The following is a 25,615-nucleotide window of genomic DNA, read 5'->3' as shown; positions in this document are numbered from 1 at the left end:
GATTTTCATTCAACAGTTAAAAATAAGAATTCCTAAGTCACAGATTTTCATTCAACAGTTAAAAATAAGAATTCCTAAGTCACAGATTTTCATTCAACAGTTAAAAATAAGAATTCCTAAGTCAGAGATTTTCATTCAACAGTTAAAAGTCAGAATTTTCAAGTTAAAAGCTAATGCACAGTTTTAGGTGAAACAATACAGTACTAGATTAACTTACCAATGGATAATTGATAATTAGAGATAGTTTTCATTATCAATTATCCATGATTAATTATCCATGATTAATTATTAATTATTAATTAATCTTTCCTATCTAGTCTTAATAAAAAGCTGATTCAAGTAATATGTTCCTTCAGAATTTTGAGCAATACCAATACCTGTCAAATCATAGTTACCTACTATATTTTGATGATGACCAGGACTTTTAATCCAACCTTCTACAGCTACTTCTCCAGGATTATTATAACCCAGATTATTAGCTATATTTTCCCCAGCACCCTGGTAAGGAATTTTTTGCTTGACTATTTCTACTCTTTGTTGAAATCCATCATGGCTAAAAGTTGTTTCTCCATTCGCCATTTGTTGAGCATGAATTTTTGCTTGTTGAGCAATAGTATTATCCCACTTGAGAGGGGGTAAACTTTGAGATTTTCGATATTGATTTATTTGAGCAAATACAGATTTTTCCAACTGATTAATATTAATATTAAGTGAAGCTCTCGTTTTAATAAAAAGTTGATTCAAGTAATATGTTCCTTGAGAATTTTGAGCAATACCAATACCTGTTAAATCATAGTCACCTACTATATTTTGATGATGACCAGGACTTTTAATCCAACCTTCTACAGCTACTTCTCCAGGATTACTATAACCCATATTTTGAGCTATGTTTTCTGCACCACCTCCGTAAGGAATTTTTTGCTTGATTATTTCTACTCTTTGTTGAAATCCATCATGGCTAAAAGTTGTTTCTCCATTTGCCATTTGTTGAGCATGAATTTTTGCTTGTTGAGCAATAGTATTATCCCACTGGAGAGGGGGTAAACTTTGAGATTTTCGATATTGATTTATTTGAGCAAATACAGATTGTTCTAACTGATTAATATCTTGTGGAACTGCTGCATTTGATATAGAAATATAGATTTGTTTGAGATTAAGCATTTCTGGTAAGTTTTGAGTTAATTGTTGATAATTACAACTACTCAAAAATATCGTGAGACTCCAGAAAATTGGTTGAAAATATTTATGATTCATTTATTTAATATACTCTCTAGTATGTACGATTTATTTAAGTTTACTTTTTGCAGGAGAAAATCGAAATATAGCAATCCTAAATTATTTGTGGAAACTATGGGGGTTTGGAGACTAAACCCCTACAAGAAAATATTACAACCTATTTAGGATTATTATACTCTAAGTTTTAGAGGAGATTTTCTTTCATTGAAGTAATTATTTTACAGGCAAAATGTCTGTGTCACCCTGCATCTTTCTATTTTCTAGGAAATCTAAGGAATCAAGAAAAATTTTACATTAGAGCAGGTCTATTAAGCGGCAAGCATTCAGCTCAATGGCAATAAAAATGAATGGCAAACATTCTTTGAATTTCTACTTTTCAACCATATATCTGACATTGTTAAATCCTATATATAGGTTGCTGAAAAAGTCTCTTGTTGAAGCTTGGCAATGAGCAATAAATAGCCTTTAATATCTCTCTGTTAATGATTTGACATTTAATCAGCAAGCACTATGTATTTATGGCCGAAAATTATAGATTTGCTTCAAAAGCTGATAGCTGACTGCTTACTTTAAACCATTATACAACTATCACTAATTAATTTACTATTATTTGTGATAAAAGGCGGTATTCCTGGAGAAATAACTGATTGATTATCAGTTTCCATTTTGGCTACTTCTAAATTAAGTTCAAAGAGAAATTTCAGAGGTTCTTCATTATTTTTTATTCCATAAGCAGAACATACTTTATTATCAAGATTTTTCTCTGCTTGGTGTAATTTTGTGTTTTTGGTTTGCTCTAAATTTTGATAAATTTCTCTCAAGCTAATTTGATTTTTATCCATAAGTTGACGACGAACTTTGATTAATTCTACGGCTGCATTTGCCACATTAATAATTTGTTCTGAAGTTGGATTTTGCGGCCAGGGAAATGTATCAAAAACACTATTAGATGTATAACGAAAATCACCTTTTAAAGTTGAACAACGTTCGGTAAGCCAAAGCCAATGAATACTTGATTGTAAAATACCAAAAGAATAGTCATCATCAAGTGGGAAAACTTGTAAAGCATCGCTAGGTCGAATAGCAGAATTAATAAATTCAAAAATAGGTCTTTTTGTGACTCTACTACAAACAATATATCGAGATAAATTTGCAATTTTGCGGATTAATTCTGGTCTGGAATAAGAAAGCAACCACCACTTAGCTAGAAAGTTTTGATGATGTCTATTAACTTTGGCTTGAGGATTTTTTTTACGAGCTATTTCATTCCGTTTAATTTCTGTTTCTGCTGCTAATTCTCTGATGGGTAAAACTAATTTTTTAATTCGTTGAAATGGCAGTTTATATTTTTTAGCTTCGTCTATTTCTCGTGGGTAAAAATCTATTACATATCGTTGTGGTTGTGGTGGAATACTTGACAATAAATTATCCCCAGTTAAATAAGGAAAAATTACCTCAGAATTTTTACTAGAACTAACCATCATTTCTTTTGCTTCTGCTGGAGTTAATAAAAAACCTTCGTGTCCGTGAGTTTGCCCTTGATAACAACTTTGGGAATCAGAATTAATCTTTAATCGTTTAGCTTGAGTAACATCAAATCCTGCAGAAAGAGCAGAATTAATATAGTCTAGTTCCATCATTTCCCAAGAGTTATTTTCTTTATCTCCAATTTGATTATAAAGCTTCTTTTTACCAATTACTTTTCCCTTAACCCAATTAACAATTGAAACATAAACTACGGCATCTTCAGACCAAGGTTGACTCGAAACAGCTTCCGTAATAGTACCCGAATTAACAATATAATCTAACCCTCCTTCGCGAGAATAATTTTGCCGTATTGTATTAGTTCCTACTAAACCAGCACGACCATTTTCTGGTAATTCATCATGGCTTTTTCTAAACCAATAAACACAATAATCTGCTCTCCCTGGAACTTCTGAATATTTCTCTCTTAATTTATTAAGATAACTACGACCTAATTCGACCTGCATTTTATTTTTAGACTGAAAAGGAGGATTGCCAATAATGGCATCTACTTGAGGCCATTTACAAAATAAAGCATCCTTACAAACAATATTTTTGTTGAGGGTATCTAAAGGTAAAACTGTTTCATTTATTCCTAGTTTATCAATGGCAACTTTACGAGCAATAGTTAATGTTACTCGTGCTAGTTCCACGGCAAAAGAATTATTGTCTATGCCATAAAATTGTAAGGGCGTAACAAACCCCTTTTCTAACTGAGATGATTGAGAAATTTCGGCTAATTTATCTAATAATAACTGTTCGGAAAGTTTCAATTCTTGATAAGCCATATAAAGAAAATTTCCCGAACCACAAGCAGGATCGAGAACTCGATAATTCCCCATTTCTGTTTTGATAAATTCTAATTCTTTAACAGTATTAGCTCCCTCAATTTTGTCTTCCCAAAATTTACTAATCGTCGGTCGAATTATTTTCATAATATCATTTTCTGAAGTAAAGTGAATCCCTCCTGCATGACGTTCTTTTTCATCCATCATACTTTGAAAAATATTACCAAAAATTGTAGGTCGAACTTTACTCCAATCTTCCTGCGCTGAAGCTTCTAAATATTCTAATTCTTCTCGATGTAATTCAATTTGAGGAATAGTCGCAAATAATCCAACCTTGAAAAAATCTACACCTTTACACATACCAACTTTTGTAATTCCTGGATTATTCATTTCTTGGAATAAACGACCAGATAAAATGTCATAAGTGCTTTCTCCTTTTAGACATTTTTGAATAGAATTAGTAAACAGATTTTCTGGTAATAAACCTCGCCATTGAGCAAACATTGCCAAGACAGATTGGAGTACAAATATTTGAGCTTCTTCAACAGTAAAATTACTCCCACTTCTAGCTTTAAGTTTCTGAAATAATTCTCCCATTCTTTCAGCAGCTCTTTTCGTTACTTCTACAACTTGAGAATTACGAAATTTAGGAATAGTTGAAGTGTGTTCCATAAAGGTAAAAACATTCAAACGTTCCGGCAATTCTACTAAAGGAATAATATCCATAGGAGTATCAACTAATTTGTCAAAATCATAAATCCAAAACTCTTCAAAATTACAGAGAATTACATACTTTGGTCGTGGTGTTAAATTTCTAGCATATTCCCAAGCTTGACCGTAATGTTTATGGAGATTTTTTATCCGTTTAGATTTCATTTCAACTAATACTGAAGCTAGATTTTGACGCGACCAAAATAAATCGGCAAATCCTGTTTTTCCCTGGCGACTACCATCAGAAACTATCTCTTTATATTTAGCACCTGCTTCTTTTAAACCTCCATATCCGAATGCTTGAAAAAATCTATTTAAAAATAACCAACCATCACTTCTTTCTCTACCACTAATATATTCTCGACAATAGTTAAGAAAACTGTGGATACTTTCTGGTGTAGCTGGCATTATCCTTGATCAAAAATTATCTTGTATTAACGATAAATATAATACCATTTATCGAGGAATTTTATACATTTTATGAGTATAAATGTTCCACGGAATATCTGTACATATAAGAATAATCAGTACCCCCTCCGATTAATAATTATTAGAAAGGTAAAACGAGGGCGATCGCTAACAAATATTTATTAGATAAGTTTAAAATGATATAATTCAATTAAGGAAATAATATCAATAGGAGTATCAACAAAGTCTGTCAAAATCATCAATCCAAAATTCTTCAAAGTTACAGAGAATTACATATTTTGGTTGTGGTGTTAAATTTCTAGCATATTCCCAAGTTTGACCGTAATATTTATGGAGATTTTTTATCTGTTTAGATTTCATTTCAACTAATACTGAAGCTAGATTTCCACCCTGCCAAAATAAATCGGCAAATCCCGTTTTTCCCTGGCGACTACCATCAGGAACTACCTCTTCACATTTAGCACTTGCTTCTTTTAAACCTGCATATCCAAATGCTTGAAAAAATCTATCTAAAAATAACTGACTATCACTTCTTTCTCTACCACTAATATATTCTCGACAATAGTTAAGAAAACTGTGGATACTTTCTGGTGTAGCTGGCATTATCCTTTATCAAAAATTATCTTGTATTAACGATAAATATCATAACATTTATCAACAACTTTTCTAAATTTTATCAGTAGAAAATTTTCATGGAATTTCCGTAGATATAAGAATAATTAAAACAAGCTTTGTTTAATGATTATTAGAAAAGTAAAATTTGGCGATCGCTATAAAATATTTATTAGATAAGTTTAAAATGATATAATTTTATCGCCTAAATTTTTTATAATTTTACCAAAAAATGAGGGTATGTGCCTCCCTTTTTAAGGGGATAAAAAATATTTAACACGGTTCCCGATAAATCAGTATTTCAAGGCTCCAAATTTATTGGATGTTTACTGATAACTGATAGCTAAAATAACACTCCTAGAAAAAATGCCCAGAAAAATTACTGAAATCAGAGAAAATATTTCTAACTCTAATCTGGTCGCTCGGAAAAAATTTAATTTACCATCTCAGTCAAATATCAAGATATTTAATTATCCAGATCAATTAGAAATAATTTTGTTAAATCAACTCCAAACTAAGAATAATCAAAAGTATCAATATTTGCTCATTTTGTTAGAAAAAGGAAATCCTAAATATACAGTTTATGCTGAAGAAAATGAGACTAAAAAATTCATAATTTATGGTTATGATGAAATAATAGATAAAGCCAGAAATACTCAGACAAGAGAAAATATTTCTCAATCAGAATTTGTGGAAATTTCCAAAGAATTTATTGTTCAATATATTCAAGAGGAAATAATCAGAAAAACCAAGGTACTTGAAGTAGAAAGGCGGAGGAAAGTTGAAGAAGAAAAACTCCGTATTGAATCAGAAATTCGCAGGAAAGCTGAGGAAGAAAAACGGATAATTGAAGCCAAAAGAATTAAAAATATAGAGATAGCTTTAGAAAAGTCTGGCAGAGATAAAAATCAGCTTCCAGAATTTATGAAGGTACAAAATATGATTAGTAAATACTTAAAAGTCAGTTTAGAGGAAATAACTTTAGATAGTCATCTGATCGATAATTTAGGATTAACAACTGAGACAAAATTTTCTGATACTCCTCTAGCTAAAGCACTAAAAAAAGAATTTCCATTGGAGATGGAAGATAATATACTTTATACCACAGTTGGAGATTTATTTGACTTGATTATTTTCAAAAAAATAGTTGTTAAATTCTTAACTGAAAACTTAAAATTAGAGTTAAATAAAATTAATCTTGTTCACTGCAAAAAATTTGATTTGCCCTCTAACCTAAGAATTGTATTTACTCACTTAGATGAACTATTCCTAGTTTTGTTGAGTCAAGTTCAAACCAAAAATAATCAAGAATATCCATATTTAATGTTGTTTATGGAAAATTCAGTTCCTAAATATTATGTTTATTCAGAAGAAATTGAAATTGAAAAAGAGTATGGAGAAAATATTGGTGGTATTCCTGTCGGGTACAGAAAAGAGATGATAAAAGCCTATCTTCTTAAAGTCTATCATCGGACATTAGAAGAGTTAATAAATAGTCAGATCATAGAAAGTCTTGAGGAAAATCAGTTTGCAGAAATAGGATTAAAGTTAATTACAAAAGATGCTGAAAAAAATGCCGATAAACTTAGAAGTAAAGTTTTAGTTAGAAGTAAAATCTTAGAAAGGGTTAAAAAAGTAATTAGTCAGGAATTGAAAATTAATATAGAAAGAGTTGAATTAGAGACAAGTTTTAGTGTAGATAAATTAGATAATATGAAATTTAAATTGGTATTAATGGAATTGCAAATGGCACTAGAAAAAGAATTTAAAATTCAGTTAGAAAAACTGGAGGTAAATTTACCAGGTAATGATGGGAAATACTCGTGGAATGTTAAAGGAATATGTGACTATATTTGCGATGCAATTATTAATCAAACAAAAAAGGAAACAACAAAGAAAAGTAATTAGTATTTATAGATTAGGGAAACTATAGTATTTTAATGATTAATCAGAACTTACACAAAATATTCAATAATACACCAAACGTAGGGGTAAATGGCATTTGCCCATAAATAAATAGATACAGCGGTACTGCGTAAGTCTTGTTAATATTAATTACTAAACTATTTAGAGGGTTTGGAAACCAAACCCCTACAAATTAATTCTTCGGTAAATAATTAAATAATTAAATAATTAAGGTTGAAAGCTTCCCTTTTAAAAGGGAAAAAAATAAATTTTTTCCTTTTATTTAATCCTCTTCCTTTTAGGAAAAAGTAATTATCAATTATCCATTATTAAAAAATTAACTATCCTTCCAAAAACTTCGCCACAGTTTGTACATCCTTATCCCCACGTCCCGAACAGTTCAACACAATACGCGGACTACCACTTAACTGCGGACAAAGAGTTTCCAAATAAGCGATCGCATGAGCAGTTTCCAGCGCCGGAATAATACCCTCCAACTGAGACAAACGTTGAAAAGCATCCACCGCTTCCTTATCAGTCACACTATAATACTCCGCTCTACCGCTATCCTTCAAAAAACTATGTTCAGGACCGACTCCAGGATAATCTAAACCAGCACTAATAGAATGGGGTTCTATTATCTGACCTTCCTCATCCTGCAACAAATAACTCATCGCTCCATGCAACACACCCACACGACCCAGAGTCAAAGTTGCAGCGTGCTTATTAGTATCAACTCCCTCGCCAGCAGCTTCCACACCGATCATTCGCACTGACGTATCATTCATAAACTCATGGAATAAACCCATCGCATTAGAACCACCGCCAACACACGCCATCAAAATATGAGGTAAACCGCCCCACTTTTCCAAACATTGAGCGCGGGTTTCCACCCCAATAACCCCATGAAAATCACGCACCATCATTGGGTAAGGATGAGGTCCGGCAACCGAACCCAAAATATAATGAGTAGTCTCCACATTTGTCACCCAGTCGCGAATAGCTTCCGAAGTCGCATCTTTCAGAGTACCCGTACCAGCTTCTACTGGCCGCACATCCGCTCCCATCAGTTGCATTCTGAATACATTCAGAGCTTGACGTTCCATATCGTGAACGCCCATATAGATCACACACTCCAAACCAAACCGAGCGCAAACTGTAGCAGTAGCAACACCATGTTGACCTGCACCTGTTTCCGCAATAATCCGTTTTTTGCCCATTCTGCAAGCTAATAAAGCTTGTGCTAAAGCATTATTAATTTTGTGCGCTCCAGTATGGTTGAGATCTTCCCGTTTCAAATATATTTGTGGTCCTGTGCCATCTGGTCTAGCATAATGAGCAGTCAGACGTTCGGCAAAATAGAGAGGACTAGGACGACCTACATAATCTTTTAATAATTGTTGTAGTTCTTGTTGAAAAGTCGGGTCTTGACTATATTGTTTGTAAGCTGCCTCTAGTTGAAAGAGGGCAGGCATTAATGTTTCTGGGACATATTTACCGCCAAACTGGCCATATCTGCCCAAGGAATCTGGTTGTTGAGTTGTAGTTGGATTTAAAGGTGTAACAGTCATTTTCAGTTATCAGTATATTACTCCCCCCTTTGTAAGGGGGGAAAGGGGGGGATAAAGCTCCCCCCTTACAAATAAAGGAGGCTAGGGCAGGGAGAGAATTAAAGATAAATCCCCCCTAACCCCCCTTTGTAAGGGGGGAACTGGATTAGGCGAACCCAGAAACCGGGTTTCTTTGCCTAAGTCTTGAAGTTATTTTTCGGTCACAGATTGTTTCTCAAAAATAGAACAATTTTTATTATAAAAGTAGGGACGTTCCATGGAGCGTCCCTACAGAATTATCATTATAGCTATTTGTAACACAGCCTTCTAGGCTGTAACAAAAGGTTGTGTTACAAATTCCTGTAGCACAGCCTTCTTTTGCTGTAACAAAAGGTTGTGTTACAAATTCCTGTAGCACAGCCTTCTTTTGCTGTAACAACCTAGAAGGTTGTGTCACCACTTATTACGCTCCAGACTTTCACTTGATTGTCTCATCAGATTCAGTCTCTTTATCCTCACTAGATTTAGATGTATCTCTAGGCGGTGGTGGAGTAATCACCCGAAAATCTGCATCATATACAGACTCAGTTTGACCAACCCCAGAACCACTGGGTTCCCGATAACCATAAGAATAAACAGAACCAGACTTAGACTCCGTTTTTGCTTCTTCTGACTCTTCAATATCTTCTTCTTTTGTGCTATTATCCCAAGATTTTTTAACTTTAGGAGGTCCTTCTTCCCAGTCATCAAAATTTTCATCTTCCTCCCCTGTTTCCTTATCTTTATTGAGGTTAATAAAACTTTGAGAATCTGAGATTTCATCAGATTGTATGTATGTCTTCGTACTTTCCCTTCGTTTCTCTCGATCCTGAATATTTCTAGATTGAGGTCTGGCAGGTTCTAAATTTAGTGTTAACAGATAATTTGAAAGTTCAAAAATACTATATATCAATGAGTAAGTAGCGATACCTGCAACAAAACCGCCCAAAACTAATATAGAAACAGGTAGAGGTATAGATGTTAACCCCAGAAAAGTTAAGGACAAACTAGGGGACCAATTTTGCCAAGTAAATAAGGCCAACCCACCGATAATGACTATTGAAGTTGCTGGTAATAATAAATCCGGATTTCTATTCATGGCCAACCCACCGTTTCAGAGGAACACAATCTAAATCAAATTGGTCTAAAGCACGAGCTACCACAAAGTCTACCAAATCTTCTATGGTTTGGGGATTATGATACCACGCGGGAATTGCTGGAACAATCCTGGCTCCTGCTTCTGCCAGAGTAGTTAAGTTTCGTAAATGAATTAAGCTCAAAGGTGTTTCTCGTGGTACGATAACTAATTTTCCACCTTCCTTTAATTGTACATCTGCTGCCCGCTCTAATAAATCTGAACTGAATCCAGCAGCTAACTTACTAGCAGTTCCCATGCTACAAGGAATAATTATCATACCCTGAGTTCGATAGGAACCACTGGCAATATTTGCCCCGATATCTTGCCAAGGATGACAACGGAGTTTGCCATTGTTTTCTTCTCCAGCTTGTTCCCGCCAGAATATTTCTTGTTTAGTTGTTTCAGCAGGCATTTTAATATTTTGTTCTGCTTGCCACACTGAATAGGATGCTTTTGATGCTACTAAGTCAATGGTGTAGTTAGCTGCTAGTAAATATTTAATACTTCTGACAGCGTAAATGAGTCCTGATGCTCCTGTAACACCGATAACTATGGGTAGTTGAGATATAGATTTCATTAATGGGTAATGGATAATGGATAATGGATAATGGATAATTACTTCTCCCTAAAAGGAGAGGTCAATAAAGCTGAATTGTTTAATTATTTAATTATTAATTATTCGGTAAAATTATTCATTTTTAAATTAGGTTTAAAGAGAGAAGAAAGCACACACGAATTTTGCCACGGATACACGGATGGATGCAATATCTGGGGGTGGTGCGTTAATGAAATGTAACGCACCCTACTTAATTTGTTTTTTAAAGTAAATAAAATAGTTATCGCCAACTTTCTAACTTTTAAATTCACCGAAAAAACTCAAAGTTACTGATAACTTAAATGACTTCATAACTTATTATAACTGATTATCTGCCCTTTTCCTTCAGTAATTTCTTGCTTCACTTTTCTTGCTGCTGCTACTAAATTACCTTGTTTTTTTCAAAAGATTTATCCCACTTTAATTCATCTTGAAAATCTGCAATATATTCTCTTAAATGCTCAATAATTCTTTCCTGCTGTTCATCAGAAAAATATTCTCAAAGTTTTACAATAGTTGCTATATTTTATCTTGACATTTTTATGACAAATAGTAATATTTAATGCCTATAAATTATAACATCAGTTGTTATAATAAGATTGCTCTATCTAATAAAAAAAATAAAGGATAGAAATTGCTACTAAAATCGACGAATTATAAGCTAAAAAAAGCTGGCTTTTATCCAATAAAAAAACTCAACAAAATATTGATTAAATTATTAGAGATGCCTGAGAAGATTATTACGAAAAAGTCTTCAAAGACTCTCGAAAACAGCTAGAAAAATTTAACCAACTTGGTTGTATTGAGGCAGAACCAGATTTAGCTGAAAATTCCGAGGCAATTTTGATGAAAGAAATGGGAGAATAAATGATTATTGTTGATACCGGATTTTGGGTTTCTTTAGCTTTTCAGTTATCAACTTGTTTTCAGTTCAGTAGGGTGCGTTACCGCTAGCACCGTAACGCACCATTATCATAATTTAAAAATACTATAATAAATTAATAATTAAGTAATTTTTAAAGCGGGTTACGTTTGAAAAATGGTGCGTTACGCGAGCGCTTTCACACCCTACTCCTCAAGCACTCCTCAAGCAGCAATTACTTTTATTAATGCTATTTCTGAGGAATTATTTGAAGTATTTGAAATTCAAAATAACGATGTTCTCAGAATTAGAGAATTAATGACTAAATATAGAGATTTACCGAATAATTAATAATTAAATAATTAAATAATTCGCGCCTTGAAGTCTCCCCTTGGATAGGGCAAAAAGCGGTCGTTTTTGCGCTTCGCTTTATATGTCGCGCAGCGAAACGGCCCTTAAGCCGAGATGGAAAGCGCAGCATTCCCTATACGAAAACGCTGCGCCACATGGAAAGCGAAGCATTCCGGAGGAAAAAGCCGAGCTTCCCCCAGGGTGAGATGGATCGGTTCCCTAACCATATCTAATCTCCCCTTGAGAAATAAATTTTTTCCTTTTATTCAATCCTATCCGTTTTAGGGAGAGGTAATTATCCATTATCCATTATTGAACGATGGATTTAGCAGATGCTTCCCTTGTTCTCTTAGCCGAAAAATGCCAAACAGGACGAATTTTATCTCTAGATATCAAAGATTTTAGTATTTATCAATGGGGTAATAATAATTATTTTGATAATTTCTTTATTCTTGAAGATTGATGTTAGGAAATAATCTACTCCTATATCATTTTCATTATCAATTATCAATATTGCATGGTTTTTAGGGAACAAGAAATACCTGATATTTTCTCCTAAAATTAAAGATAGCTGGTTTATTAGTTTATGGATTTGCAGTATACAATTTAGTTTCCAATTCTTGTAAAATTTCCTGCCTATTTTGATTCCCTTTAAACATCTTCAAAACATCAAATTCTTGTTCTAATTTTCTTTCTGTTTTATTACCAATAACCCAACTAACTTGATTAATAGCATTTATAATTCCACTATAAGCAACTTCTCCAGAAAAATTACCTTCTTCAGTAATTCCTAATTTTATTTTCTCCTGCGTACTGGTTTCTAAAGTCGCAGCGATCACTACTAAGCCTACTGCTCCAATTAAAGCTTCTCCGCCTTTTAAAACTTTTACTCCTGCTAATACTCCCACACCACCATTAATTACAGCATCATCCATTCCTGCTATTAACATACCTTTTTGAATAGCAATATTACCAAAACTGTTGGTAATTTTTTCTGAATTTTCTGCCTTTTTTACAAATTTTTCTGCTTTCTTCAATTTGCTAAAAGCTGTATGGAAATTATTTTGATTTACTTCTAATTCTGATTCAAAATATCTATCTCTTAAAAGCTGATATACAATTTTACAAATCTGGGGAATTTCAGCTTGAAAAATTAAAGTATCTAAATTTTCTAGAACTTCATTATCTACTTTTACACCTTCTCTAAGTTGTTGATAAACAGATAAATATTTACCATGCTGATTCTGATCTATTTCCGTACTATTATAAATTAAATTGAGGATTAAAATATCTATTCTGGTTGCCATAGAAGTTGCACTTGCTAATAAATATTTATCTTTTAATCCTGGAGCGATCGCTGAATTTAAAATAATTGTATTTAACTGTCTAAATTTATCAAGATTAGGTAGAGGTTCTCCAGATTTAATAAAGATATAACTTCCTTTCAAATTATGTTTTTCAACTTCCATTAAATTACTAGAATCTAAAACTTGTTCCAAACCTTTATCAATACCAACCCACCGAGAATTTTCACTGGCTATTCTGTAGCGCAAACCAACTAATGAATCTATATTTGATAACTCTACAAGAAAATCTAATAAATTCATTGCTGCTAAATCATAAGTATATAAACCAGCATTAATTCTGTTATAAGCTTCTAAACATCTAGTCTTACTTCTGTCATAAATTGAAGCACGAATTACTAAACTATTTATTCGACGGTCTAGGTTTAATTCGGGATTATAAAAAGTATGTAAAACTAGAAAGGCATCATTACCTTGTAAACCACATTTTTGTAGTCGTAAAGTTGAACCTTCCGTACTATTAGGGCGAATTCTAACGTTATAACTTTTACCTGATTTTAGAGTAACTTTCTGAGTGCTTCCCTGATTAGCAGTCTGATAACCAATAAAAATATGATATATTTCTTCTTGCTCTAAATTATTTTCTGTTTCTTGCCATACTTCAGAATTAACTTTCTGGTTTTTCCCAGTATATTTTTGGGTACTTTCTCGAAAATATTTACTAACATTCGATGCTTTATTGCTAATAGCTTCTTCCATTTCTGATGCTTTCTTCTTGGTTACTTCTGCGGCTTGCTCACTGATTGATTTACTTGCTTTAGATACTTCTTTGCTAAAATTTTCTCTGACTTTTGATGCTTGATTAGTCATTGATTTCCAGAAGGATGATTCCTGTTTTTTATTCATTAGTTTTTCTTACCCAAGATTACTGAAAAATAAAGGTATAAAGTTTCTCCATTCATGGAGAAAAAAGCGGTAATTAGAATTTGCGATAGCATTCCGTAAGGAAAGCTTTCCCCAGCGAAACGCCATATATAATCGACTAAGATAAGAGAAAAAAATTCCTTTTTGTCAATTCTCTTCTTTATCAAAAGAGGTAATTATTAATTATTAATTATTAATTATTTAACTGCTCTTTTCTATTCTATTATACTCAAAATTTGTCAGCATTCACCCATCAGCCATCATATCAACACGAAAAAAACTAACTATATTAAATTTTGTCAACTAATTTCAAGTTCCTATCTCAAAGTGTATTTCATTGAAATTATTGTTAATATTAATAAATTCTAAAAAGTAGACAACTGTAAAAGTTGTATGAAATAATTTAACTAAGGTATCTATTCAATATTTTAAATTGAAAGTTTATACGCTAGATAAAATATGACTAACGAAGAAGACAGAGAAAAATTTCAAGAGTTAATCAAACCAGCCAAAGAGGCAAAGAAGGACGACAATATTTCTGATAATGAAATAAGAGAATAAGTTTATGATAATCTTGAAAATAAAAGTTTAATGTATTTCTTGAAAATTTTTGGTAAAGACGATTATTATGTTGATAATCATGAATCTCAGTTATTAAGTTGACTGATGGATAATTTATTTAAAACAGAAAATAAGGATGAATATCAAACAAGAATTGATAACATGAGTCAGTAAAGATTGCTTTTGATAAAAAAAAACACCGTAATCTGAAAAGAAGTGTGTTTTTTTCATAAGAATGATTTTATTTTTAATTTTTGCAGATATCTGTACACCTAACCCCTATCGTTTAAGCACACATCATACGATTTAAGCTTAAACTATCTTTTCCAAAATTAATTTTAATTTGGAACGCTTTAATTCTTCTGATCAAGGAATAGGATAGTCAAGATATATTGATGTTTACCTTCCTTCTTCCTTCTTCCTTCTTCCTTCTTCCTTCTTCCTTCTTCCTTCTTCCTTCTTCTCTTCTCTCTTAAACTTGAACTATGTTTTCCAAAATTAATTTGGAACGCTTTAATTCTTCTGATAAAGGAATAGGATAGTCACCAGTAAAACAGGCAGAACAAAAAGTTTTAGGATCTTGTTCTGTTAAAGTCAACATTCCCTCCCAACTCAAATATACTAGAGAGTCAACACCTATTTGTTCAGCAATTTCTGTTACTGATTTTGTTGCTCCTATTAATTGTTCTTGGTTATCTGTGTCAAGTCCATAAAAACAGGGATGAGTTACTGCTGGGGAAGAAATTCTGGCATGGACTTCTTTGGCACCAGCATCTCGTAAAGCTTTAACAATTTTCTTGCTGGTATTACCCCGAACAATTGAGTCATCAACTATAATTATTCTTTTACCTTCCAACACATCTTTGAGGGGATTAAGTTTCATACGAATACCTGATTCCCTCATGTGCTGAGTTGGTTGAATAAAAGTACGACCAACATACCGATTTTTTATTAATCCTTCTCCATAAGGAATACCAGATTCTTGGGAAAAACCGATCGCCGCGGGAATGCCAGAATCAGGAACACCTATCACCATATCAGCGTCTACATAGGATTCTTTGGCTAACTGCCGTCCAATTCTGAGTCTGTAGGTATATAAACTATTCCCTTCCATCATACTATCGGGACGGGCAAAATAAATCATTTCAAACACACACAGTTTCCTCTGAGGTTTTTGATTCCAGTGGAAAGAAGCCATACCTTCTTCTGTAATCCAAACTAACTCTCCTGGTTCCACATCCCGCAGATATCCTGCACCAATAATATCTAATGCACAGGTTTCTGAAGCGAGGACATATCTTTTTGGGTTTATATCTTCCAGAATACCAATCACCAGAGGTCTTATACCGTGGGGGTCTCGTACTCCCATCACACCTTCTGGAGTACCAATGGTTAAACTGAAGGCTCCCTCACAGAGGTGAAAAGCACTAATAGCAGCTTCTAGCCAAGTTTTGCCCATTTTTACTTCTGTGGCGATCGCTAAGGCAATCATTTCTGAATCTGTAGTGGTATTAAAATCACACCCACGTTTGATTAATTCTTCCCTTAAATCTACTGTATTGACAAGATTACCATTATGTGCTATAGCTAATGAACCTAACTGAGTATCAACCACAGCAGGTTGAGAATTTCTAATATGACTAGAACCAGTAGTAGAATAGCGAGTATGACCAATCCCTAAGTTGCCTGGTAATTGTTGTAGGACAGACTCCTTAAATACCTGAGATACTAGCCCCATTCCCTTGTGTATGTATAGTTGATCATCTTGAAAAGTAGCAATTCCTGCTGACTCTTGACCTCGGTGCTGTAGAGCATACAAACCAAAATAGGTAAGTTTAGCTATATCTTCTCCTGGGGCATAAATCCCGAACACTCCACAAGCTTCTTGCGGTTTATCTATTTCGGGGTAATTTTCTAAATATTGCTCTGTATCCATTTTAGTTATTAGTTATCAGTTATCAGTTATCAGTTATCAGTTATCAGTTTTTCCGGTTGAAACTGGAATCTTGATACCCTTTTTTTTGGCCAGAAATATCTTAACCTTTTTTTAACTATGGTAACAGATGTTGTGAAGTAATGTGAAATAATGTTGAAAATTATAAGTTTGGTCTACCCACAAACAAACTGCATTAATTTTGATATTTACAGAAATAGAGATTTCATTTAGGACAAAAATAAAAATAGATGTACCTTATAGCTCTGTGAAACGCTATACATTATCAAATATTATGTAAGTATTTTCTGCGGAATGCTGAATGCTGACAATATTATTCAGAAATTATTAATTATATTATTTCCGTTGGTATCATTTGTGTAAAAGTTGGAGGAATATCTACCGTAATATTAGGTTTTTTATTCTCTTAAAGCTTCTGCCTTCTGGCTTCTTCCTTATTTCTTCTTCTTCCTTCCTTCTTCCTTAGTTATAGACGATAGGCAATTCAATCACAAATTCTGTACCCTCCCCAAGTATAGAATTGCAGTAAAAATTACCCCCATGCTTTTCAACTATAATCTGATAACTTAAAGATAATCCTAAACCAGTACCTTTTCCTACAGGTTTAGTTGTATAAAAAGGTTCAAATATTCTGTTTTTTACTTCTTCTGGTATTCCTGGTCCGTTATCACTAATGCGGATAGATATATAGTCTTTATTGATAGTTTCTGTCTTAATTTTTATATGAGGTTGAATAGAAATAAATTTAGATTTAGATTTTTCCGGTGACATTTCTAAAGCATCAATACCATTAGCCAAAATATTCATAAAAACCTGATTAATTTGACCTGCTAAACATTCGACTAATGGCAAATTACCATATTCTTTAATTAGCTTAATTTCTGGAAATCCTTCTTTTTGTTTAAGCCGATGTTGCAAAATTAGTAGGGTACTGTTTATACCTTCGTGAATATTAACTTGTTTTTGACTAGATTGATCGTGGCGAGAAAAGTTGCGCATAGATAGAACTATTTCTTGAATTCTTTTAGTTCCTTGTTGCATAGAATTTAGTAAATCAGGTAAATCTTCTCTAATAAATTCTAACTCTATTATCTCTTCTTTATCTTTAATTTCAACTACTGGTTCTGGGTAACATTCCTGATAAAGGTTGACTAAATCTAACAAGTTTTCTGCATAATCTCTGGCATATATAATGTTGCCAGAAATAAAGTTAACCGGATTATTAATTTCATGGGCAATTCCAGCAACTAACTGACCTAAACCCACCATTTTTTCATTCTGAATTAATTGACCTTGAGTTTCTTTTAGCTTATGAAGTGTTTGTTCTAAATCTGTATTTTTTTCTTTTAATTCTTGAGTTCTTTCATCAACTTTAACTTCGAGAAACTGACTGTAATTAGATAGTTCCTGATATGAACTGTTTAACTTTTGAATCATTTGATTAAAAGTTTGAGCTAAGAAACCAATTTCGTTTTTAGTTAATACTGGCACTTTTTGAGTTAAATCGCCTTTACTTACTAACTTAGCTGTATGAGCGATCACTAAAATTGGTCGTACAATTTGACGGCCTAATAATAACATAGCTACTGCCATTAGCAAAGCTAATATCAAACCAATTATTAAAATTGAACTAGCAAGATGACGAGCAGGAGCAAATGCTTCTGTTTGCTCTATTTCTACTAATAATGCTAAGTCTTGATATTCCAGCCACCGATAAACACCAATAACTGGTACTCCCCTATAGTTTAGATACAAACCTTGACCATTTTTACCATTAATAGCAGTATTAATACCTTGACTACTAATGCCATCAGGAAATTCCTCTGAACCAAATTTTGTGGCGGAAACAAATACATTTCTTCTTGACAAACTACTACCAATATTACCTACTAAATAGGTTTCTGATGTTTCTCCTAATCCTGCTTGTTTTCTAATAATAGTATCAATTCTTTCTAGGTTAAGATGAGTAGCTAATAGTCCTAATTGTTTACCATTTTCATTGAGAATAGGAACAGCGAAGGTAATCATAGGTTTACCTGTTTCTGAAGAGGGGTAAAAGTTGGAAACTAAATTTTCTGTGGGAGTTTTTGTTACCTCACTATATTGTACTAAGGGTTGATATTTGCCTACTTGATTAGCATTAGTAGAAACTAAAATTCTAGCATTTCTACTTAAAACAAAAATTTCTTGTAAGTTGTCAAGATTATTAGTGAAAGACTTTAAAGAAGTCTCTAGTGAAGTTTGAGCTGATTTATATTCTGGTGTAGATTTTTTGGTTGTTAATAATATTTTTGTTTGGTTACTAATTTCTGTTAACTCAGTGATGGCTAAGATATTTTTTCGTTGGTCTAATGTCCAACGATTAAGTTCATTCTCTTTAAATTTTATAGCAAAGTTTAGGCGTTGAAATACTGATTCTTTTAAAGATTCTCGTGCTTGATTAAAAGTCGTATATCCGACAATTGATATTGTTATCAATGACAATATTACAAAAGAACCAACAATTTGAATTAGGAGGCTTTTTTTCCAGAAATACATGACTTAATATCCTCATTTTTTACTTTGCTGTATTGTCAGCATTGAGCTGTTAGCACCTCAGCAATTAACTATTATTTTTGGTATAGGATAAAAGCTTTATTTTCAACCTTTTACTTATTGCTAATAATTTATGTCTCATTATTAATTATCCATTATCCATTGTTCATTAATAAAGGGCTAGCTAATAGCTGAATGATTACCATTATTAATTATTCATTATCCATTAATAATTGGTTTACCACTGAGCAAATATTTCTGTAATTCGTTTAATAGCTATATCAGTTGCTTCAGTTGGCGATAAACCTTCTATTAAAATTTGTCGCATTGCCTTACCCCAAATATTTTCTGAATGTACTTGAGAATAAGCAGGATTAATCGAATTTTTAAATAAACGAGTTTGATTGGCAGTTAACTGTTGAGATGCTACAGAAATATGGGGATCTTTTGTATTGTTCCAAAATGGGTCTTCCCAAAGTTGAGGCATTATTGGAAAATAACGACCTCTAGCACCTTTAATATAAGCTCCTAAATTTTCTGGTTGTATTAAATATGATAAAAATTCTTTTGCTAATTTAGGATGAGCAGAAGATGTAAAAATTACAGGTTGTTTGATAGATACTAAAGATATAGGTTTGGTTCCATTAGGATTATTAGGAAACTCAATAGTTCTCATTTGATTAAAGTAAATTTCTTCATCTTCTTGTTGGGAACTAGGAATCGACATAGTTGGATTAATAGTCATTAAACTATTGCGATTGAGGAAATTAGTATTATTATCAGAATTGCGCCAATTAACTGCATTAGGTGGAACATAACCATTTTTATAAAAGTTAGTGTACCATTCTAAAATATTAATAATTTTTTGTCTGAATTCTGGTTGATCTATTTGTAGTTTGCCTTCCTTATCTAGTATTTGTAAATTGTTAGCCTCCAAAATTTGTTCAAAGATAATAGAAGTATCTATACCATCAATAGACATAGGCAAACCTAAACCATAAATATTACTTTTACCTTGTTGACGTAAATTTTTTTGTGCATTTTGCCAATACTGCCAAAATTCATCCCAATTTTTTGGTATTTCTTCTCCTAAATTTGCCTCACTAATTAAATCATACCAGTAGTGAATATGGAGACCTTGTTCCATAATTGGTAATCCATAATTAGAATATTTACCTTCAACATTGTTGTACAAATAAACAGACTTTAAAGCAGTATCATTGTATAAATTTTTGACAGGTTCAATTACATCTGAAAAATCTACTAATTTACCTTCCCAAGCCCATTGAGGAATCACAGTATATTCTCCTATAGAAGAAAAAAATATATCTGGTGGTTTGCCTGCTGCTAGAGCATTAGTACCTGCTTCAAAAAGGTTGTCTGTAGTCAAAAACGAAATTTCAACTTCGTTGTTAGTTTTTTCTTTCCAGTTAGCAATAACTTTTTGTATAGCTTCATCTTGTGCTGGATAATATCCTCGATTCCACCAAATAGTTAAAACTTGATCTGAAGGAGGTGTTTGAACAGAATTTTGAGGTTGATTAGAGCTACAAGTAACTAATATTAAACTCAGTATAAATAACAAAACTATTGCTAAAAATTTATGTCTCATTATTAATTATCCATTATTCATTAATAAAGGGCTAGCTAATAGCTGAATGATTACCATTATTCATTATCCATTAGCAATTATAAATTATCCATTATCCATTATCCATTAATAATTGGTTTACCATTGAGCAAATATTTCTTGTATTTTAGAAATTGCTTCATCAGTAGCATCTTCTGTTGATAATCCATCAACAATTACTCTTTTAATTGCCTTGCCCCAAATATTTTGTGATAATACTTCAGAGTAAGCAGGATTAACTACATAATTAAAAGGTCGAGTAGCACCTTCTTGAAATTGTTTAACTGCTACAGAAATATGAGGGTCAGTTTGATCTTGCCAAAATTTATCTGATAATAATTGTGGCATTACTGGGAAATATCTTCCTCCTGAAAGTTGTAGATATTCGCTTATATTTTCTGGGCGAATAAAGAAGGATAAAAAGTTCTTAGCTTGCTCTAAATTAGAGGATGATTGAAAAGTAAGTATTTGTTTAACAGATACTAGGTATTTTGCTGGTTCTCCATCTGGTTCATTAGGAAATTCAATTGTTTTAATTTGGTCTTGATAAACTTCTAAATCTTGTCGTTGAGAAGTAGGAATTGATAAAGTAGGATTAGCTACCATTAACAAATTACGATTGAGAAAACTAACGTTATTATCTACTGCGGCCCATTGAACTGAATCTGGAGGTATATATCCATCTTTGTAAAGATTAGTAACCCAATTTAAAACTTTAATTATTCCTTGGCGAACTTCGGGTTTATCTACTTGCAGTTTTCCATTTTTATCTAATAAATTAACATCATAAACTTCCAACATTTGTTCAAATTCATAAAAGTTATCTACAGAAGCAGCAGACATAGTTAAACCAATGCCATAGATTTCTGATTGATCTTTTTGACGAATTATCTTTTGAGTATTTTGCCAAAATTGCCAAAACTTATTCCATTCATTAGGTATATCTGACGTTGTTAAATTAATTTCTTTGAGCAAATCTTGCCAATAATGAATATGTAAAGTTTGTTGCTGGATTGGCACTGCATAATAACTACGTTTTTTAGTTACATTATTGTTTAGATAAACAGATGTAAGAGCTGTTTGAGTGTAAAGAGATTTAACAGGTTCAATCACATCAGAAACATCTGCTAATTTATCTTCCCATGCTAGACGAGGACTTATACCAAATTCTAAACCATAATTATAAACAATATCTGGAGGTTTTTCTGCTGCTACAGCCTCAAGAAGAGTTATTTTTAAACTTTCATCATCGTTGAAAAAAAGAAGTTCAACTGGATAACCACTGTTTTTCTGCCACTCTTCAACTATTTGTTTAATGGCTTCATCTTCTTCAGGATAAAAACCTTTTGTCCACCAGATTGTTAATGGTTTTGTTTCTGGTAAAGATGTTTTTTGAGAGTCTAATTTAGCAGATTGATTGGTACAGGTTACTATAAGCAAACTGACCAGAAAAAGGATAAATATCAACAATTTTTTGTTCATTTTTTTTCTAGTTTATTAGACTTTTGACCTAAGTATTTCCTGTAGAATGTTCCCCAAAGAGCTATTATAGCAATTTTATAAATGTTTGTTACAGATTGTAGAAACAAGGAGGAAGGGAGAAGAAAGAAAAATAGGAAAAAGTTGAAAATTTAGTAAGAGTTACAAAAATGCTGTCTTGATTCATTTTTATTAAAAAGCTAGGAGCTGACTGCTGATTACTAATAGCTAAATGCTGATATATTTTTTACTTTTTTCCTATCCTACTTCCAATATTTCCTACTCCCTAAAAATATCCAGAAAATTATTTTTGTTAATGCTCCTCCGACAAATAATAGCGGTGTTAACCAATCACCTAATTTTACATATAAAGTTTGAGTATTTCGCCGATAAATCATAGTTGTATAAATTTCATAATTATTAATAGATGATAACCAAATTGTTCGACCATGAGGATCTACAATTCCCGAATAACCTGTATTAGTTGCTCTTACTGCCCATCTATCATTTTCTATTGCCCGCATAATATCTTGAGCATGGTGTTGAGCTGGCATAATAGAACTATAATGAGCGTTATTAGCAGCAGTTAAAATAAATTCTCCTCCTGCTAATGTTTGTCTTTGAAATACTTCGGAAAAAGCTGAGTCATAACAAATTCCAACTATGGCTTTGCCAAAGGGTGTATCAAATATTTGGTTGGTTTTTCCTGGTACTAAATTAGCATCTAAAGGTGACAGTCTATCTATTAATTTTCCTATCACTTCATTAAAGGGAATATATTCTCCCAAAGGTACTAATTTAATTTTGTCATAACGGCTAAAAATTTCTCCTGTTTTGTCAATGGTAAATAAACTATTTGTCAGATTATTATCTTGTTTGCCATAACCTCCTACCCAAGCTACTACTCCTTTCTCTAAAATTGCTTGATAAAAGGAAAAAAATCTCCGATTATTTTGATTCGTCCATAAAAAAGGTAAAGCTGTTTCTGGAGTTAATACAGCATCAACTTTTTGTTCTGCTAATTTTTTATATCCTTGAGTGTAACCTTCTAATGCACGATACCAACCTTGAGAATTAAGTTTAATTTCATTGGGAATATTTCCTTGAATAATTCCAATTTTTAAAGCTGCTTCTGGTTCTGAATTTAAAGGAGTATTGTATAAGCTAAATCCTATAATATGGAAAAATATTAAAGCAATTATGGGAAAGAAAAAGGAATAATCAATAATTAATAATGAATAATTAATAATTAATAATTGAGGTTTAATAAATGGGTTAAGTTGCTTTGAATTATTTGGTTTTTTATGTGGTTTTCCTTGAATAAAAGCTTCTCCAAATAAAGCATTTACCGTAACAATAGCTGCTGTAATTGTTATCGGTCCCGATAATTGACCAAGGTGTAAAATTACTAAATTATTCGGACTTTGAGTAAAAGCTAAAGACGTCCACCAAAGATTTCCTGAACTCCAGATTTTTTCTAAACAACACCATAAACTTACCCCTAATAAAATTCTGATCAATGAAGATATTTTCTCTGAAAAATATACAGGAATTAACCATCCAAATAAAACTGCCCAAATAGCAACTAAAATTGCTCCCCAAAGAGTAATAAAAATCCAACAAAATAGAGCGATCGCTAAACTAACTAACCAAGGAACTCCTAACCAAGTCATTGGATGAACTCCGGTTATCCAAAACAAGGCAAAACCGTGATAACCTATTCCCCAAATTAAACCTAATAAAAATTTATTTAGGAGCTTTTCCTGTTGGATTACTAATATCCAAAGAGGAGCTAAAGCTATCCATCCGAAAAACCATGCACCTATTGGTGCTGTGGTTATTCCCATTAAAATTCCACTAATAAATGTTATAAATAAAGTCATTTCAGTTAAGAAGGAAGAAGTAGGAAGGAAAAAGGAAGTAAGAAGTAGGAAGGAAAAAGTAAGAAATCATCAGAAAAAGTTCATCTCAAATCTGATAGTATCCGTAGAATTTAAGACTGTAGTGGTTTGGTCTCCAAACCCTCTACAAACTAGAAATTTTTACCAATACTGATATGAGAACTTTCTTCTTCAAAACTAGGAAATTTCATCTCAGAAGGAAGAAGGAAACTTAAATTTCCTTACTTTACAGAAGATGTCTATTGCTCAATATTTGTAATGATTAAACAATTATATCTTAGCTTTCCGTTATTAATTTATTATTTTTACAATTCCACTAATAAATGTTCTAAATAAAGTCATTTCAGGTAATAAGGAAGAAGGAAGTAAAAAGTAGGAAGAAAATTTAAGTTTCCTTACTTTACAGAAGATGTCTCTTGCTCAATATTTGTAATCATTAAACAGTTATAGTCGTTCTGGTTTAGACTGAGACAATAATTTCTTACTGTGAAAGGGTTTCAGCTAAAAAAATGTTTCATTCTTATTCAGAATAACTATATATCTTAGCTTTCAGTTATTAATTTATTCTTTTTGAAAGAAGAGATATAATTGAAAAATTGAGAAAAAATTTGAAGTTACTTTCAAAGCAGATTAGCTCACCTTTTTTGAAGTAAATACCTGAGATGGTTCGCCAAGGATTGAAATCCTTCGCTAATAGCTTAAGTCATCTTTAGATGACTAAATTATCTATACTTTCTTTTTGTATTGTAGTTAATTAATACAGCCTGATATTATCTATTAGAATTAATTTTTCTTTTTGAAAAAGGAGGCAATGAATAATTAATAATAGATATATGAAAACTTTTTAGTGCGGGCATCTTGCCCACGATAGATATACCTTATCACAGCGGAAAGCACTGTAAAAAGCTATTTTTTTTAATTAACTTTCTTCCTTTTTCTTCTTACTTCTTCGTTCCTCTCTCTTCCTTCTAATATTTGCATTTTTTGTCTGATTTCCAAGTTTTAATTAACTGAGAAATAGTTGTTGCTAAATCAAAGTCTAATAAGGTTAATCCACCGAGGTCGTGAGTTGTCAAATTTATCGTCACTTGATTGTAGTAAATAGCAATATCTGGATGATGATTTGCTGTTTCTGCTGGTGTAACTAAACAATTGACAAAATTGATGGCTTCAACAAAGTTTTGAAATTGATGAGTATAGGATAATTTATTATCTTTTATTTGCCAATTTGGTAACTTTTGTAAGCGTTGCTGAATTTCTATTTCGCTTAATACTTTTCTTTGGTTGACATCAGTTTTTTGTACTAAGATTAAGGAAGAAGAAATAAGGAAAAAAGAAGAATAAAATTCCATAAGTTAGTCATAGTAATTGGTGGTTATTTTGTAGGATAGTAGGGGCGGGTTTTCAATAGAATTTTCATGGTTATTTTCACACTTTATATAAACCTGCCTTCACAAATATTAGGGGTGGGTTTTCACCAGAATTTTCATGGTTATTTTCACACTTTATATAAACCTGCCTTCACAAATATTAGGGGTGGGTTTTAAGTAAAATTTTCATGGTTATTTTCACACTTTATATAAACCT

At 32.3% G+C, this 25,615-nt stretch carries 18 protein-coding genes; 4 read left to right on the top strand and 14 right to left on the bottom strand.

Annotated features, from left to right (window positions below; all coding sequences use genetic code 11):
- Positions 1–187, top strand: a 187-nt coding sequence (locus VKJ25_RS10700; RefSeq protein WP_324236621.1) for a hypothetical protein, incomplete at its 5' end; no start/stop codon positions are given.
- Between the two features lie 122 nt (positions 188–309).
- On the opposite strand, the gene VKJ25_RS10695 is transcribed toward VKJ25_RS10700, so the two are convergent.
- From VKJ25_RS10695 to VKJ25_RS10685, 3 genes are all read right to left on the bottom strand, one after another.
- On the bottom strand, positions 310–1,254 hold the full coding sequence (locus VKJ25_RS10695; RefSeq protein WP_324236620.1) for a CAP domain-containing protein: 945 nt from the start codon (positions 1,252–1,254) through the stop codon (positions 310–312).
- A 551-nt stretch (positions 1,255–1,805) separates the two neighbouring features.
- Positions 1,806–4,667, bottom strand: coding sequence for a DNA methyltransferase (locus VKJ25_RS10690; protein WP_324236619.1), 2,862 nt, complete (start codon positions 4,665–4,667; stop codon positions 1,806–1,808).
- Between the two features lie 237 nt (positions 4,668–4,904).
- A complete protein-coding gene (locus VKJ25_RS10685) occupies positions 4,905–5,291 on the bottom strand; it encodes a type IIL restriction-modification enzyme MmeI (RefSeq protein ID WP_324236618.1) in 387 nt (128 codons plus the stop codon).
- 375 nt (positions 5,292–5,666) lie between these two features.
- On the opposite strand from VKJ25_RS10685, the gene VKJ25_RS10680 reads away from it, so the two are divergent.
- Positions 5,667–7,208, top strand: coding sequence for an acyl carrier protein (locus VKJ25_RS10680; protein WP_324236617.1), 1,542 nt, complete (start codon positions 5,667–5,669; stop codon positions 7,206–7,208).
- Between the two features lie 338 nt (positions 7,209–7,546).
- Here the strand turns inward: VKJ25_RS10680 and trpB are convergent, their stop codons facing one another.
- From trpB to VKJ25_RS10660, 4 genes are all read right to left on the bottom strand, one after another.
- Entirely contained in the window at positions 7,547–8,776 is a 1,230-nt protein-coding gene (trpB, locus tag VKJ25_RS10675) for a tryptophan synthase subunit beta (protein ID WP_324236616.1), read from the bottom strand.
- A 235-nt stretch (positions 8,777–9,011) separates the two neighbouring features.
- Positions 9,012–9,212, bottom strand: coding sequence for a hypothetical protein (locus tag VKJ25_RS10670; protein WP_324236615.1), 201 nt, complete (start codon positions 9,210–9,212; stop codon positions 9,012–9,014).
- Positions 9,213–9,233: 21 nt separating this feature from the next.
- The gene (locus VKJ25_RS10665; protein WP_324236614.1) at positions 9,234–9,893 is read right to left on the bottom strand and encodes a hypothetical protein; all 660 of its coding nucleotides are present in this window, start codon (positions 9,891–9,893) and stop codon (positions 9,234–9,236) included.
- Positions 9,886–10,509 (bottom strand): flavin prenyltransferase UbiX, encoded by a 624-nt coding sequence (locus tag VKJ25_RS10660; RefSeq protein ID WP_324236613.1) that lies wholly within the window; start codon positions 10,507–10,509, stop codon positions 9,886–9,888. The genes VKJ25_RS10665 and VKJ25_RS10660 overlap by 8 nt, the downstream gene beginning before the upstream one ends.
- Before the next feature lie 1,057 nt (positions 10,510–11,566).
- On the opposite strand from VKJ25_RS10660, the gene VKJ25_RS10655 reads away from it, so the two are divergent.
- Positions 11,567–11,740: a hypothetical protein gene (locus VKJ25_RS10655; RefSeq protein WP_324236612.1), complete on the top strand. Its 174-nt coding sequence runs from the start codon at positions 11,567–11,569 to the stop codon at positions 11,738–11,740.
- 319 nt (positions 11,741–12,059) lie between these two features.
- Positions 12,060–12,203 (top strand): PIN domain-containing protein, encoded by a 144-nt coding sequence (locus VKJ25_RS10650; protein ID WP_324236611.1) that lies wholly within the window; start codon positions 12,060–12,062, stop codon positions 12,201–12,203.
- A gap of 121 nt (positions 12,204–12,324) precedes the next feature.
- Here VKJ25_RS10650 and VKJ25_RS10645 read toward each other — a convergent pair whose 3' ends face one another.
- The 7 genes from VKJ25_RS10645 to VKJ25_RS10615 form a co-directional block, all read right to left on the bottom strand.
- The gene (locus VKJ25_RS10645; RefSeq protein ID WP_324236610.1) at positions 12,325–13,950 is read right to left on the bottom strand and encodes a hypothetical protein; all 1,626 of its coding nucleotides are present in this window, start codon (positions 13,948–13,950) and stop codon (positions 12,325–12,327) included.
- Between the two features lie 1,051 nt (positions 13,951–15,001).
- Positions 15,002–16,465 (bottom strand): amidophosphoribosyltransferase, encoded by a 1,464-nt coding sequence (gene purF, locus VKJ25_RS10640; protein ID WP_324236609.1) that lies wholly within the window; start codon positions 16,463–16,465, stop codon positions 15,002–15,004.
- Positions 16,466–16,945: 480 nt separating this feature from the next.
- Positions 16,946–19,021 (bottom strand): ATP-binding protein, encoded by a 2,076-nt coding sequence (locus tag VKJ25_RS10635; protein WP_324236608.1) that lies wholly within the window; start codon positions 19,019–19,021, stop codon positions 16,946–16,948.
- Between the two features lie 235 nt (positions 19,022–19,256).
- Complete coding sequence (locus VKJ25_RS10630) at positions 19,257–20,630, bottom strand: ABC transporter substrate-binding protein (protein ID WP_324236607.1); 1,374 nt, start codon at positions 20,628–20,630, stop codon at positions 19,257–19,259.
- Between the two features lie 117 nt (positions 20,631–20,747).
- The gene (locus VKJ25_RS10625; RefSeq protein ID WP_324236606.1) at positions 20,748–22,130 is read right to left on the bottom strand and encodes an ABC transporter substrate-binding protein; all 1,383 of its coding nucleotides are present in this window, start codon (positions 22,128–22,130) and stop codon (positions 20,748–20,750) included.
- A 260-nt stretch (positions 22,131–22,390) separates the two neighbouring features.
- Positions 22,391–24,010 (bottom strand): apolipoprotein N-acyltransferase, encoded by a 1,620-nt coding sequence (gene lnt, locus VKJ25_RS10620; protein WP_324236605.1) that lies wholly within the window; start codon positions 24,008–24,010, stop codon positions 22,391–22,393.
- 986 nt (positions 24,011–24,996) lie between these two features.
- The gene (locus tag VKJ25_RS10615; RefSeq protein ID WP_324236604.1) at positions 24,997–25,380 is read right to left on the bottom strand and encodes a 4a-hydroxytetrahydrobiopterin dehydratase; all 384 of its coding nucleotides are present in this window, start codon (positions 25,378–25,380) and stop codon (positions 24,997–24,999) included.
- Between the last annotated feature and the right edge of the window lie 235 nt (positions 25,381–25,615).

The sequence above is a fragment of the Okeania sp. genome (assembly GCF_035285525.1).
In the GTDB taxonomy this organism is placed as follows: domain Bacteria; phylum Cyanobacteriota; class Cyanobacteriia; order Cyanobacteriales; family Microcoleaceae; genus Trichodesmium.
The sequence above is the reverse complement of the archived record's forward strand: the minus strand, read 5'-3'. Positions and strand labels throughout refer to the sequence as shown.

What these genes read in the sequence shown, in the direction of transcription:
- VKJ25_RS10695 (WP_324236620.1), bottom strand. Translation starts at nt 1,254, where the DNA reads ATGAATCATAAATATTTTCAACCAATTTTCTGGAGTCTCACGATATTT.
- VKJ25_RS10690 (WP_324236619.1), bottom strand. Translation starts at nt 4,667, where the DNA reads ATGCCAGCTACACCAGAAAGTATCCACAGTTTTCTTAACTATTGTCGA.
- VKJ25_RS10685 (WP_324236618.1), bottom strand. Translation starts at nt 5,291, where the DNA reads ATGCCAGCTACACCAGAAAGTATCCACAGTTTTCTTAACTATTGTCGA.
- VKJ25_RS10680 (WP_324236617.1), top strand. Translation starts at nt 5,667, where the DNA reads ATGCCCAGAAAAATTACTGAAATCAGAGAAAATATTTCTAACTCTAAT.
- trpB (WP_324236616.1), bottom strand. Translation starts at nt 8,776, where the DNA reads ATGACTGTTACACCTTTAAATCCAACTACAACTCAACAACCAGATTCC.
- VKJ25_RS10665 (WP_324236614.1), bottom strand. Translation starts at nt 9,893, where the DNA reads ATGAATAGAAATCCGGATTTATTATTACCAGCAACTTCAATAGTCATT.
- VKJ25_RS10660 (WP_324236613.1), bottom strand. Translation starts at nt 10,509, where the DNA reads ATGAAATCTATATCTCAACTACCCATAGTTATCGGTGTTACAGGAGCA.
- VKJ25_RS10655 (WP_324236612.1), top strand. Translation starts at nt 11,567, where the DNA reads ATGGTGCGTTACGCGAGCGCTTTCACACCCTACTCCTCAAGCACTCCT.
- VKJ25_RS10650 (WP_324236611.1), top strand. Translation starts at nt 12,060, where the DNA reads ATGGATTTAGCAGATGCTTCCCTTGTTCTCTTAGCCGAAAAATGCCAA.
- VKJ25_RS10645 (WP_324236610.1), bottom strand. Translation starts at nt 13,950, where the DNA reads ATGAATAAAAAACAGGAATCATCCTTCTGGAAATCAATGACTAATCAA.
- purF (WP_324236609.1), bottom strand. Translation starts at nt 16,465, where the DNA reads ATGGATACAGAGCAATATTTAGAAAATTACCCCGAAATAGATAAACCG.
- VKJ25_RS10635 (WP_324236608.1), bottom strand. Translation starts at nt 19,021, where the DNA reads ATGTATTTCTGGAAAAAAAGCCTCCTAATTCAAATTGTTGGTTCTTTT.
- VKJ25_RS10630 (WP_324236607.1), bottom strand. Translation starts at nt 20,630, where the DNA reads ATGAGACATAAATTTTTAGCAATAGTTTTGTTATTTATACTGAGTTTA.
- VKJ25_RS10625 (WP_324236606.1), bottom strand. Translation starts at nt 22,130, where the DNA reads ATGAACAAAAAATTGTTGATATTTATCCTTTTTCTGGTCAGTTTGCTT.
- lnt (WP_324236605.1), bottom strand. Translation starts at nt 24,010, where the DNA reads ATGACTTTATTTATAACATTTATTAGTGGAATTTTAATGGGAATAACC.
- VKJ25_RS10615 (WP_324236604.1), bottom strand. Translation starts at nt 25,380, where the DNA reads ATGGAATTTTATTCTTCTTTTTTCCTTATTTCTTCTTCCTTAATCTTA.